At 61.0% G+C, this 12806-nt stretch carries 13 protein-coding genes; 6 read left to right on the top strand and 7 right to left on the bottom strand.

What is annotated here, in order from left to right; all coding sequences use genetic code 11:
* Positions 1 to 7 precede the first annotated feature (7 nt).
* The gene (gene cutA / locus ACQ4OB_RS01280) at positions 8 to 319 is read left to right on the top strand and encodes a divalent cation tolerance protein CutA (protein WP_430954986.1); all 312 of its coding nucleotides are present in this window, start codon (positions 8 to 10) and stop codon (positions 317 to 319) included.
* 187 nt (positions 320 to 506) lie between these two features.
* Here cutA and nagE read toward each other — a convergent pair whose 3' ends face one another.
* From nagE to ACQ4OB_RS01245, 7 genes are all read right to left on the bottom strand, one after another.
* Positions 507 to 2222 (bottom strand): N-acetylglucosamine-specific PTS transporter subunit IIBC, encoded by a 1716-nt coding sequence (gene nagE / locus ACQ4OB_RS01275; protein WP_074879929.1) that lies wholly within the window; start codon positions 2220 to 2222, stop codon positions 507 to 509.
* A 41-nt stretch (positions 2223 to 2263) separates the two neighbouring features.
* A complete protein-coding gene (gene ptsP / locus ACQ4OB_RS01270) occupies positions 2264 to 4780 on the bottom strand; it encodes a phosphoenolpyruvate--protein phosphotransferase (RefSeq protein WP_430954985.1) in 2517 nt (838 codons plus the stop codon).
* Between the two features lie 163 nt (positions 4781 to 4943).
* Positions 4944 to 5966, bottom strand: coding sequence for an SIS domain-containing protein (locus ACQ4OB_RS01265; protein ID WP_102616554.1), 1023 nt, complete (start codon positions 5964 to 5966; stop codon positions 4944 to 4946).
* A complete protein-coding gene (nagA, locus tag ACQ4OB_RS01260) occupies positions 5947 to 7053 on the bottom strand; it encodes an N-acetylglucosamine-6-phosphate deacetylase (protein WP_430954984.1) in 1107 nt (368 codons plus the stop codon). Before nagA ends, ACQ4OB_RS01265 begins: the two co-directional genes overlap by 20 nt.
* Positions 7054 to 7087: 34 nt before the next feature.
* Positions 7088 to 7819, bottom strand: a complete 732-nt coding sequence (locus ACQ4OB_RS01255) for a GntR family transcriptional regulator (protein WP_074879918.1) — start codon at positions 7817 to 7819, stop codon at positions 7088 to 7090.
* 341 nt (positions 7820 to 8160) lie between these two features.
* Positions 8161 to 8664: a L,D-transpeptidase family protein gene (locus tag ACQ4OB_RS01250; protein ID WP_074879915.1), complete on the bottom strand. Its 504-nt coding sequence runs from the start codon at positions 8662 to 8664 to the stop codon at positions 8161 to 8163.
* A 64-nt stretch (positions 8665 to 8728) separates the two neighbouring features.
* Entirely contained in the window at positions 8729 to 9280 is a 552-nt protein-coding gene (locus ACQ4OB_RS01245) for an NUDIX hydrolase (protein WP_074879912.1), read from the bottom strand.
* Positions 9281 to 9426: 146 nt separating this feature from the next.
* Here ACQ4OB_RS01245 and ACQ4OB_RS01240 point away from each other — a divergent pair, with 146 nt between their 5' ends.
* From ACQ4OB_RS01240 to purT, 5 genes are all read left to right on the top strand, one after another.
* Positions 9427 to 10026 (top strand): CoA pyrophosphatase, encoded by a 600-nt coding sequence (locus ACQ4OB_RS01240; RefSeq protein ID WP_074879909.1) that lies wholly within the window; start codon positions 9427 to 9429, stop codon positions 10024 to 10026.
* 67 nt (positions 10027 to 10093) lie between these two features.
* Positions 10094 to 10618, top strand: coding sequence for a gamma carbonic anhydrase family protein (locus tag ACQ4OB_RS01235; protein ID WP_007936184.1), 525 nt, complete (start codon positions 10094 to 10096; stop codon positions 10616 to 10618).
* The gene (locus ACQ4OB_RS01230) at positions 10615 to 10830 is read left to right on the top strand and encodes a DUF1289 domain-containing protein (RefSeq protein ID WP_074879906.1); all 216 of its coding nucleotides are present in this window, start codon (positions 10615 to 10617) and stop codon (positions 10828 to 10830) included. The genes ACQ4OB_RS01235 and ACQ4OB_RS01230 overlap by 4 nt, the downstream gene beginning before the upstream one ends.
* A 210-nt stretch (positions 10831 to 11040) precedes the next feature.
* On the top strand, positions 11041 to 11508 hold the full coding sequence (locus tag ACQ4OB_RS01225; protein ID WP_076029875.1) for a VUT family protein: 468 nt from the start codon (positions 11041 to 11043) through the stop codon (positions 11506 to 11508).
* A gap of 100 nt (positions 11509 to 11608) precedes the next feature.
* Positions 11609 to 12790, top strand: coding sequence for a formate-dependent phosphoribosylglycinamide formyltransferase (gene purT, locus ACQ4OB_RS01220; RefSeq protein ID WP_074879900.1), 1182 nt, complete (start codon positions 11609 to 11611; stop codon positions 12788 to 12790).
* Positions 12791 to 12806: the final 16 nt, after the last annotated feature.

Genomic DNA, 12806 nt, shown 5'->3' with positions numbered 1-12806 from the left:
AAGCGCTGTGTACAAGCTCAGTTTTTTTGTTCCAACCAGTCACGTCGAAGACGTGAAAAGTGCCGTATTCGCCGCCGGTGGCGGACGGATCGGCGCGTACGACCATTGCGCCTGGCAAGTGCTCGGCCTCGGTCAGTTTCGCCCGCTGGATGGCAGTCAGCCGTTCATTGGGAAAGCGGGGCAGGTCGAGCAGGTTGAGGAATGGAAGGTTGAACTTGTGGTCAGCGACGAGTTGATCCGGGCGGTGGTGGAGGCTCTGAAGCAGAGTCATCCCTACGAGACGCCAGCTTATGAGGTGTGGCGGTTGGAGGATTTTTGATCTGCCTGCCGCTGAAATGAAAAACCCGCTGATGAAGATCAGCGGGTTTTTTTTTGCCTGAAAATGATCGTTCCCACGCTCTGCGTGGGAATGCATCCCGTGACGCTCTGCGTCACATTCTGAAGCGGAACGCGGAGCGTCCCTGGCGGCATTCCCACGCAGAGCGTGGGAACGATCGGGCCAGGATCTAAACCTTGGCACTCACCTCACTGCGATTCACCAATACCTCCAGTGCATCATTCAAACTCGATGCCTTGTCGCCAATCAGCAGATGCCAAATCCCTCCCTCCAACTGACTGACGCCCTGGCAACCCAGCGCCTTCAGACCACATTCCGACAATGCTTTGCCGTCCGCCAGTTGCAATCGAATCCGGGTCATGGCGATGCAGTCCATCTGCAACACGTTCTCGCCGCCGCCCAACGCATTCAGCCATTGCTGTGCTTCTGTACTTGCCACCGCAGCAGGTTTCGGCGCATCGATCACCGCAGCGGGGGAGGAAATGATCGCGCGCCCCAACGCAGGCATCGCCAAGCGAATCTCATCGGCAATGCTGTCTGCCATCGGCCCGACCACGACCTGCAAACTCCCACCCTTGCCCGGACGCACCACCGCCATCGCCCCCAGCGCTTTCAATTGCGCATCGTTCGCCTTGTTGCGATCCACCATGTCCAGCCGCAACCGAGTAGTACATGCACCCACGGTGATCAAATTCTGCGCACCGCCCAGTGCCTTGATGTAAGCGCCGGCCCGTTCGTTGTCGGCGATGACGACTTTGTCGCCATTGAGAACATCTTCACGCCCCGGCGTCTTCAAGTTGAACCGACGAATGCAGAAATCAAACACCCCGTAGTAGATCACCGCATACGCCAGGCCGACCGGTACCATCCGCCAGCCGTTGGTAGATTTTCCCCAGCCGAGAATCATGTCGATCAAACCACCGGAAAACGTAAACCCGAGGTGAATGTTCAGCAGGTTGGTGATGGCCATCGACAGCCCGGTCAGCAACGCATGCACTAGAAAAAGCAGCGGCGCGAGGAACATGAAGGCGAATTCGATCGGCTCAGTCACACCGGTCAAAAACGACGTCAGCGCCATCGACAGAAAGATCCCGCCCATGACCTTGCGGCGCTCCGGCAGAGCATTGCGGTACATCGCAAGGCACGCGGCCGGCAGACCGAAGATCATCACCGGGAACATGCCGGTCATGAACTGGCCGCCCTTCGGGTCACCGGCGAAGTAGCGCGACAAGTCACCAGTGACGATGGCGCCCGTGGTCGGATCAGTGAAGTTGCCGAAGACGAACCACGCCATGTTGTTGAGGATGTGGTGCAGCCCGGTGACGATCAGCAAGCGGTTGAATACGCCAAAGACGAACGCGCCGAAGCTGCCGCTCTCCATCATCAAGGTGCCGAAGCTGTTGATGCCGTGTTGGATGGGCGGCCAGATCAAGCCGAAAATGACGCCCAGGCCGACGGCGGCGAACCCGGTGACAATCGGCACGAAGCGCCGGCCGCCAAAGAACGCCAGGTACTCCGGCAGTTTGATGTCCTTGAAACGGTTGTACAGCGCGCCCGCCATCAAGCCGCTGACGATCCCGGCGAGCATGCCCATGTTGATGCTCGCGTCGAGCACCTTGAGGGTGGAGATCATCACCAGATAACCAATGACGCCGGCCAGGCCTGCAGTGCCGTTGTTGTCCTTGGCGAAACCGACGGCGATGCCGATGGCGAAGATCATTGCCAGGTTGGCGAAGATGACCTGGCCGGCGTCGTGGATGATCGCGATGTTCAGCAGGTCGGTGTCGCCCAGGCGCAGCAACAGGCCGGCGATCGGCAGGATCGCGATCGGCAGCATCAGCGCGCGGCCGAGGCGTTGCAGGCCTTCGATGAAGTATTGATACATGGCGAATCTCCCTGGGTTCTTGTTGTTTTGTTGTTGAGAGCTCAGCTCAGAGGCCATTGCTGGTGACAGGCGTGACGCACCGCAGTGGCGCTGCTCAACTTGAGCAAACCCTGGCTGATGCGTCGGCATTCGCTCGCGTCCAGGTGGCGGACGCGATCCTTGATTTCACCGATCTGCACCGGGCTGACCGACAACTCGCTGACGCCCAGGCCAATCAGTACCGGGGTGGCCAGCGGATCGGAGGCGAGCGCGCCGCAGACACCGACCCAACGGTTATGCAACGCAGCACCGGCACAGGTCTGGGCGATCAATCGCAGCAATGCCGGGTGCATGGCGTCGACCCGCGAAGCGAGGCCGGCGTGGTCGCGGTCCATGGCCAGCGTGTATTGCGACAAGTCGTTGGTGCCGATCGACAGGAAGTCCGCATGCTCTGCAAGTTGCTCGGCCAGCAGCGCGGCGGCGGGGACTTCGATCATCACGCCCAGCTCCGGGCGTTCAAGCACACCGAGTTCAGTGCACAACGCATCGAGACGCTGGCGGATGTGCAGCAACTCATCGACTTCGGTCACCATCGGCAGCAGGATCCGGCAGCGCGACAGCGGGCTGACGTGCAGCAAGGCGCGCAATTGCTGATCGAGGATTTCCGGACGGACCTGAGCCAGGCGAATGCCGCGCAGGCCAAGCACCGGGTTGGCCTCCGTCGGCAGTGGCAAATAGTCGAGTTGTTTGTCGCCGCCGACGTCGATGGTGCGGATGATCACCGACTTGTCGCCCATGGCGTCGAGCACGGCTTGATAGGCGGCGCGCTGTTCCTCTTCGTCCGGTGCGGTGTTGCGATCCACAAACAGAAACTCGGTACGCAGCAAGCCGACGCCGTCGGCGCCATTGGCCAAGGCATCACCCGCTTCAGCGCTGGAGGCCACATTGGCGGCGACTTCAATCTGCAAGCCGTCGAGCGTCAGCGCCGGGCTGTGAGCCTTGGACTGTTGTTCGGCGCGGCGCTGTTGATGATCGAGTTGCGCCTGATGCACCTCGGCCAAACGTTCGGCATTCGGCATTAGTTCGAGACGACCGTTATTGGCATCCAGCACAACCGCCTGGCCTTGCTGCTGATCCAGCAGCGTAGAACCCAGCGCGACCAGGCACGGTAAACCTTTGCCGCGAGCGAGAATCGCCACGTGGGAAGTCGCGCCGCCCTCGGCCATGCACAACCCGGCAACACCTTGCTGGCTCAGTTGCAGCAGATCGGACGGCGTCAGTTCATGCGCAGCGACGATGGCGCCGGCCGGCACGTCGTAGTGCCAGCTTTCGCCGAGCAGGGCGCGCAGCACGCGTTGTTTGAGGTCGCGCAGATCATTGGCGCGTTCGGCCAACAACGGGCTGCCAAGTTGCTGGAGCACTTCGCACTGGACGTCGATCGATCGGCTCCAGGCGTGGGTTGCGGCCATGCCTTGGTCGATGGAGGTGTTGGCTGCGTTCAGCAGCGCCGGGTCTTCGAGCAGGGCCAGGTGTGCGGCGAAGATCGCTTCTTCGTCGGTGTTTTTATGTTTCCTGGCTTGGGTCAGCGTGTGCTCGATTTCACTGCGCACAACGGTCAGCGCGGAGTCGAGAACGAGCCGCTGTTGCTCGGGATCATGGTTGCCGGCATCCACCGGCAGGCTGATGGCGTTCAAGCGGAACAACGGCCCGCCCACCAGGCCGGGAGCGGCGCAAACACCGTGCAGCACGCCCGCTTCGGCCGCTCGAGTACGTCGGGCCATCGGTGTCGGCGCGGCGGCGTGGTTGTCTTCGGCCAGCGCTGTGGATAAGGCGATCAGCAATGCTTGCAACGCGGCTTCGGCGTCCGGGCCCTGGCAGCTGACCTGAACCTCGTCCTGCTCGCCGACGGCCAAACCCATCATCCCGATCAAGCTGTCGCAGGTCGCCGATTTGCCAGCGAAGTGCAGCTGCGATTGGCTCTTGAAACCTTGCGCCGTCTGGCGAATCAGCGCTGCCGGACGGGCATGCAAACCGCCGCGATGGGCGATGCGAATGTGGCCATGAATCGCTTCCCCGCAGAGCTCCGCTTCGGTCTGCGCGCCCGACGCGTGTCGACGAATGATGTGCAGCAATGGCTCGCCCACTTTCACTGACTTCAGCGTGATCGGTCGCGCCTGAAAGTCCTGGCTGTTGGTCAGGATCATCAGGCTGACCAGGCTTTTGCACTGCTGCGCGACCTTGTCCAGGTCGTAGCGCAACAGCGGCTGGCCGTTGCTGACCCGCGCACCTTCCTTGACCAGCATCGAGAAGCCTTCGCCCTGCAACGCGACCGTGTCGAGGCCCAGGTGTAGCAGCAATTCGGCGCCGTTGTCGGCACGCAAGGTAACGGCGTGGCCGGTGCGCGCGACGTGTACCACGACACCGGCGCACGGGGCGTGGAGGGTGTCGTTCAGCGGATCGATGGCGATCCCATCGCCCATGGCGCCGCTGGCGAACACCGGGTCCGGGACTTTGGCGAGCGTGAGCACCGGGCCGCTGAGCGGGGCGCTGAGGGTCAGCTCTTTATTATTGTTGTGCATGGCTCGGTCTCATCAGTAAAAACTACGGTTCGGATCAACTTGCCCTTTCGGATCAACTCGCCCTGTAGCAGCTGTCGAGTGAAACGAGGCTGCGTTTTTTTTGATCCTGCGTTGAAAAGATCGCAGCCTCGTTTCACTCGACAGCTGCTACAGGGTTTCCCGCTCAATGGGTGCGGGTCACTTTGCTCAAGTGCCGTGGCTGGTCCGGGTCCATGCCTCGGGCGACGGCCAGACCGGCGGCCATGACGTAGAAACTCTGGATGGCCAGAATCGGGTCGAGGGCCGGGTGTTCGGCGCGGGTCAGGGTGAGGTCGCGTTCGGCAATGTCATCGGGTGCGGCCAGCAATACGCGGGCACCGCGCTGACGCATGTCGGTGGCGAGGCTCAGCAAACCGGCTTGCTCGGCGCCGCGCGGGGCGAAGATCAGCAGTGGATAATGTTCGTCGATCAACGCCATCGGGCCGTGGCGGACCTCGGCGCTGCTGAAGGCTTCGGCCTGGATCGCCGAGGTTTCCTTGAATTTCAACGCGGCTTCCTGGGCGATGGCGAAACCGGCGCCACGGCCAATCACCATCAGGCGCTGGCAATCACGCAAGGCATCGATGGCCAGGCTCCAGTCCTGTTTCGCCGCTTCGCGCAAACCTTCCGGCAGGGCGAGGCCGGCCTCCAGCAATTCCACGTCCTCTTTCCAGTGGCCGATCAGACGGGCGCTGGCGCTGAGAGTGGCGATAAAACTCTTGGTTGCCGCAACGCTACTTTCGGTGCCGGCACACAGCGGCAGGCTGAACTCACACGCGGCCTCCAGCGGCGAACTCTCGGCATTGACCATCGAGATGCTCAGGGCGCCGCGCTTGCGCAGCAGGCGCATGCTGTTCACCAGATCGGGACTTTGCCCGGACTGCGAAAAGGCGAACGCCACTTGGCCGCTGACCTTCAATGGCGCTTGCAGCATGGTCACCACCGACATCGGCAACGATGCCACCGGGAAGCCCAATTGCTGCATGGTCAGGTAGGCGAAGTAACTGGCGGCATGATCGGAGCTGCCACGAGCGACGGTCATCACCACTTGCGGCGGCTGACGGCGCAGGCGCCCGGCGATCTCGATCATCTGCGGGTCGAGCTCTTGCAATTGGGCTTGCACGGCCTCGAACGAGGACAGCGCCTCTTCAAGCATTTTTGAAGTCAATGTCTTCTCCTTCGACCATGACGGCGGTCAGTGTGAGTGAGCGATCGAGCCGCACGCAGTCGGCCCAGGCGCCGGGTTGCAGGCGCCCGCGTTCGTTGAGGCCGAGGTAGTCGGCGGGGAATTGCGAAAGACGTTGCGAGGCCTCGGCGATGGGCAAACCGATCTTCACCAGATTGCGCAGGGCCTGATCCATGGTCAGTGTGCTGCCGGCCAGCGTGCCGTCGGGCAAGCGCACGCCGCCCAGGCATTTGGTCACGGTGTGGCTGCCGAGCTTGTACTCACCGTCGGGCATACCCGCTGCGGCGGTCGAATCGGTGACGCAATACAGGCACGGGATCGAACGCAAGGCCACACGGATGGCGCCGGGGTGTACGTGCAGCAAATCCGGAATCAGTTCGGCGTATTTGGCGTGAGCCAGTGCCGCGCCGACGATGCCCGGCTCGCGGTGATGCAGCGGGCTCATGGCGTTGTAGAGGTGAGTGAAACTGCTGGCGCCGGCTTCAAGCGCGGCAACGCCTTCCTCGTAACTGCCCAGGGTATGGCCGATTTGCATGCGCACGCCGCGAGCGCTGAGGTCACGGATCAAGGCGTCGTGGCCGGCGATTTCCGGGGCGATGGTGATCACTCGGATTGGCGCCAGTGCCAGGTATTCTTCGACTTCGGCCATCAACGCGGTGTGGGCGAAATTCGGTTGCGCGCCAAGTTTGCCGGGGTTGATGTACGGGCCTTCGAGGTGCACGCCGAGGACTCGGGCGCTGCCTTTCGGGCGCTGTTCGCAATATTCGCCGACGGCTTTGAGCACGCTGGAGATTTCTGCGGGCGGCGCGGTCATGGTGGTCGCCAGCAGCGAGGTCGTGCCGAAACGCACGTGGGTTTTGGTGATGGTCTCGAAGGCTGGCGCACCTTCCATGATGTCTTTGCCGCCGCCGCCATGAACGTGCAGGTCGATGAAACCCGGAAGCAGGTAAGGCAGGTCGTTGTCGGCCGGATCGCACGGTTGGCCTTCGATCGAGACGACCTTGCCGTGTTCGTGAATCAGCTGGCCGCGAACCCAGCCGTGGGCAGTGAGGATATTGTCTTCGGACATGATCGGTTCTCGTTGCTCGATTGGCGGCAATCTTTTAGCGGCGAAGCTCTGCGACAAAGTCGTAGTAGTCGTTGCGGCAATAGGTGTCGGTGACTTCGATCGGCGTGTTGTCTTCCAGGTAGCCGACCCGGGTCATCAGCAACATGGCGGTGCCGGGGGCGATGCCCACGAGGGTGGCGAATTCGTCCGAGGCGTTGATCGCCTGAATGTGCTGCAGGGCACGGACGATCGGCTTGCCGATGCCGTCGAGGTATTCGTACAGGGAGTCGCCCACCGCTTGCGGCTTGGGAATGATCGAGGCGGGCAGGGTGCTCATCTCGATCGCCATCACCGTGTCGTCGGCTTTGCGCAGACGCTTGAGCCGCGCAACCTTGTCGTTCGGCGAGAGGCCCAGGCGGATCAGTTCTTCGTGGGTCGGCGGAGTGATTTCCCGTTCCAGCCATTGCGAGCCGGGGACGAAGCCTTTCAGCCGCAGCATCTCGCTGAAACCCGAGAGGCGCGACAGCGGTTGTTCCAGGCGCGGGGTGATAAAGGTACCGGAACCCTGGTTGCGGCGAATCAGGCCTTGTTCGAACAGAACTTCCAGTGCCTTGCGGGCGGTGACGCGGGAGATGCCCAGCATTTCGCTGAGGTTGCGCTCCGACGGCATGGCCTGTTCGGCTTTCCACTGGCCGGCGTGGATCGCCGCTTCCAGATTGCGCGCCAGTTGCAGGTACAACGGCGTGGGCTGGGTGTCGTCAGGGCGTAGGGCCTGGAGGTCATTCATGTAGGTTTGGTCCGATGCGGATATAGGATTGTTGTCGCCCGGTGGTGAGGCGAAACCTAATACCACTTAAATACCATGTCAATGAGACCACTTTGCGGTTGGCGCTGGAAAGCCTGCCCGGATTGATGGGCAATAGGGTTGATGGTTTGAAGTGGTATTAGCGGTGGGAGTTTTGAGCGCAAAGATCGCAGCTTGCGGCAGCTCTTACACGGTGAATTGGTATCTACCCGGTAGGCGCTGCCGCAGGCTGCGATCTTTTGAATTTTTTTTTTGATGAGCGACCAAAGGTAGCCCAATTGATCGTTCCCACGCAGAGCGTGGGAACGATCATAGAAGGGGGATTACGGGCGGATTTCGATCATCGTGCCGTCCGGCACCAAACCCCAAACCTCGCGCATGTCCATGTTGCGCATGGCAATGCAGCCGTCGGTCCAGTCCAGCGTGTGGAACAGGTCCTCGGGGTTTTCTTCCGTGTCCGGGGTGCCATGGATCATGATCATGCCGCCGGGGTCCACGCCTTCACGCCGGGAACGCGCGGAATCGCTGATGTTCGGGTAGGAGATGTGCATCGCCAGGTTGAATTTATCGCTGACCTTGCGCCAGTCCAGCCAATAGAAACCTTCAGGCGTGCGTTTGTCGCCTTCCATCAGCTTCGGCCCCTTGGGGCGTTTGCCCAGGGAAATGCGATAGGTCTTGATTGGCTTGCCGTCATTGATCAATTGCAATTGATGGGCGGACTTGAGCACCAGGACTTTTTCGATGACTTTGCCGTCCAGCGTTTCCGCAACGGAAGCCTGGGAAACAGCGACGAACGCCAAGCAAAACAGGGCAAGCAACCAGCGCATTGAAACGATATCCCTAAAAGGTGTCGCGACTATATAAGTTATAGGTGATTTTAGAGCCAGGAGCTTATGTGTTGGCAGGCTGAGCGAGCGGCGGGATTGACTCGGACCGCACGGGGTAGACCTCGGTCCGCCGGTCAGCGAAGAAGCATTCTAAGGTACGGCCCACTGTGCGGAAAGCCAACTCGGACCACGGGATGTCGGCTTCGTCGAAAAGCTGCACTTCCAGGCTTTCGGGGCCGGCGGCAAAGTCCAGGTCCACCAGTTCGGCACGGAAGAACACATGCACCTGGCTGATGTGCGGCACGTCGATCAACGTATAGAGGGTCAGGTTGCGCACCCGCGCGCAGGCTTCTTCGGCCGTCTCGCGAATGGCCGCCTGCTCGATGGTTTCACCGTTTTCCATGAAGCCGGCGGGCAGGGTCCAATAACCGAGCCGAGGCTCGATGGCACGTCGGCACAGCAAGACCTTGGAACCCCAGGTCGCGACGCAACCGGCGACGATATTGGGGTTCTGGTAGTGAATCGCCTGACAGCTGTCACAGACAAAACGCAGGCGCGAATCGCCCTCTGGAATACGCTGGGTCACCGGGTTGCCGCACTGACTGCAAAATTTCATGCTTGGGTTCCTGAATGCTGCGCCTATCTTGGCGTGCGGCGGTGTCTGTCGGCAAGTTGTCGTTTAGCGACATGCAGTGTTTATGGGGTTGGGCGGCCGGTTCGATTGGTGCATGATGCGAGATAGAGAACAAATCGAGAAGACTCATGCTGGACGAGCTACTTCACCGAGTTAGCAATCACACCCCAAGCACACTGGAAACCGATAAACGTTTCCCTGAAGCCGCCGTGCTGGTGCCCATCACCCGCAGCGACGAGCCGGAACTGGTTCTGACCCTGCGCGCCAGCGGGCTCTCGACCCATGGCGGCGAAGTTGCCTTTCCCGGCGGGCGACGCGACCCTGAAGACCCGGACCTTGTTTTCACCGCCCTGCGCGAAGCTGAAGAAGAAATCGGCCTGCCGCCGGGGCTGGTCGAAGTGATCGGCCCGCTGAGCCCGTTGATCTCCCTGCACGGCATCAAGGTCACACCCTATGTCGGTGTGATTCCGGACTTTGTCGAGTACCGGGCCAACGATGCCGAGATTGCCGCCGTTTTCAGCGTACCGCTGGAGTTCTTCCGCAAGGACCCACGCGAGCACACCCATCGAATCGATTACCAGGGCCGCAGTTGGTACGTGCCGAGCTATCGTTATGGCGAGTACAAAATCTGGGGCCTCACGGCGATTATGATCGTCGAGTTGATCAACCTGCTCTATGACGCCAAAATCAGCCTGCACCAGCCACCCAAGACATTTATCAATACCTGACGCCATCGCCCGTATGGCGTGAAGCCGATTTTTGCAAGTGAGCCAGCCTGGCCTTGAGGACAACAAGATGAAATATCGCCTGGGCGACGCCCGTGTCGAAACCCATCCGCAGAGCTGGGTCGCACCCAATGCCGTGCTGGTGGGCAAGGTCAAGCTGGAAGAGGGCGCCAACGTCTGGTTCAACGCGGTGCTGCGTGGCGACAACGAACTGATCCTGATCGGCAAGAACAGCAACGTCCAGGATGGCACGGTGATGCACACCGACATGGGTTATCCCCTGACCATCGGCACCGGCGTGACCATCGGCCATAACGCCATGCTTCATGGCTGCACGGTGGGCGATTACAGCTTGATCGGGATTAACGCGGTGATCCTCAACGGCGCGAAAATCGGCAAGAACTGCATCATCGGCGCCAACTCATTGATCGGTGAGGGCAAGGAGATTCCTGACGGTTCGCTGGTCATGGGTTCCCCCGGCAAAGTGGTGCGCGAGCTGACCGAACCGCAGAAAAAAATGCTGGAAGCCAGCGCTGCTCACTATGTGCATAACTCACAACGTTATGCCCGCGATCTGGTTGAGCAGGAACAATGAGCACGCCCGAACGCCCGGTTCGATCGCCTTGCGTGAATATCTGCGCGCTGGACGAGGACGATATTTGCACCGGGTGTCAGCGCACCGTGGAAGAGATCACCCGCTGGAGTCGGATGGACAACGAAGAGCGGCGCACGGTGTTGGGGTTGTGTCATGAGCGGGCCAAATCCAGCGGGATTCTCTGGATGATCGGCAAAACTCCTAACTTGTAGCAGCTGGCGGAGCCTGCGTTCGGCTCGGTCCGCGTTCGGGCGAAGCGGTCGCAAAATCAGGCACCTCGGTCTTCCAGGCAGCGTGCACAGGATTTACGACTGCTTCGCAGCCGAACGCAGCCTCGCAGGCTCGACAGCTGCTACAGGATTCGCGTTTGGGTTTGGTGCAAAGTACCCTGTCCGCCAAATTGACAGGTATCCCGCCGTCCCATGCTCTTCCTGATCGCCTACATCAGCAGCGTCGTGCTGACCAACTACGCCTTTTCCACCGCCCCGCACCTGGACATCATCTGGTCGGCCTGGGGTGGTTTGATCTTCGTTTTGCGCGACATGGTGCAAACCCGTTTCGGCCATGGCGCAATCGTGGCGATGCTGGCAGCGCTGGTGTTGTCCTACGTGACATCCGATCCCTCCATCGCGCTGGCCAGCGCCACAGCGTTCGCCGTCTCGGAGTGCATTGACTGGCTGGTGTTCAGCATCACCAAGCGTCCCTTGCACGACCGCCTGTGGATAAGTTCGGCGCTGAGCATTCCCCTCGATACCTTCATTTTCTTCGGCATGATCGATGCTTTTACTCCAGGCGTGATCCTCACGGCCATGGGCTCGAAGTTCGCGGGTGTGACCGTGGTGTGGATCGTGATGGCCTGGCGCTTGCGCAAGCAGGCAGTCGTCAGCTGAAGCCAAACCCGCCGGTTCATGTAAAATGCCGCGCTTTCTCCCCATGGGAAGCGCGCCAGGCGTCGCGTCCCTCGATGATCCGCTCCTTTGAGGACCTGAGATGACCCGTATCGGAACTCCATTGTCGCCAACCGCGACCCGCGTACTGCTGTGTGGCTGTGGTGAGTTGGGCAAGGAAGTGGTGATCGAGCTGCAACGCCTGGGCGTTGAAGTGATTGCCGTGGATCGCTACGCCAACGCGCCGGCCATGCAGGTCGCGCATCGCAGCCATGTGATCAACATGCTCGACGGCGCCGCCCTGCGTGCGGTGATCGAAGCCGAAAAGCCGCATTTCATCGTGCCGGAAATCGAAGCCATTGCCACCGCGACCCTCGTGGAGCTGGAAGCCGAAGGCTTCACCGTGATCCCGACTGCTCGCGCCGCGCAGCTGACCATGAACCGCGAAGGCATCCGTCGCCTGGCCGCTGAAGAACTGGACTTGCCGACCTCGCCGTACCACTTTGCCGACACCTTCGAGGATTACAGCAAGGCTGTCGAAGACCTCGGTTTCCCCTGTGTGGTCAAACCGGTGATGAGCTCGTCAGGTAAAGGCCAGAGCCTGCTGCGCAGTGCCGATGACGTGAAAACCGCTTGGGATTACGCGCAAGAAGGCGGTCGTGCCGGTAAAGGCCGCGTGATCGTCGAAGGCTTTATCGACTTTGACTACGAAATCACCCTGTTGACCGTGCGCCACGTTGGCGGCACGACGTTTTGCGCGCCAGTCGGCCACCGTCAGGAGAAGGGCGACTATCAGGAATCCTGGCAGCCACAAGCCATGAGCCCGATTGCCCTGGCCGAATCCGAGCGCGTTGCCAAAGCCGTCACTGAAGCCTTGGGTGGCCGTGGTCTGTTTGGTGTCGAGCTGTTCATCAAAGGCGATCAAGTCTGGTTCAGCGAAGTCTCGCCGCGTCCACATGACACCGGTCTGGTGACGTTGATTTCCCAGGACCTGTCGCAATTCGCACTGCACGCACGGGCGATTCTGGGCCTGCCGATTCCATTGATCCGTCAGTTCGGGCCATCGGCTTCGGCGGTGATTCTGGTGGAAGGGCAGTCGACTCAGACGGCTTTCGCCAATCTCGGTGCTGCGTTGAGCGAGCCGGATACGGCGTTGCGTCTGTTTGGCAAGCCTGAGGTCAATGGTCAGCGCCGGATGGGTGTGGCGTTGGCGCGGGATGAGTCGATCGAGGCTGCACGGGCTAAAGCGACCCGCGCGTCCCAAGCTGTTGTTGTAGAGCTGTAACCGAGTCGCGCCCATC

This window comes from Pseudomonas sp. ES4 (assembly GCF_050586665.1).
GTDB lineage: Bacteria > Pseudomonadota > Gammaproteobacteria > Pseudomonadales > Pseudomonadaceae > Aquipseudomonas > Aquipseudomonas frederiksbergensis.
Note: the sequence above shows the minus strand (reverse complement) of the source record. Positions and strands in the feature narration are given on the sequence as shown.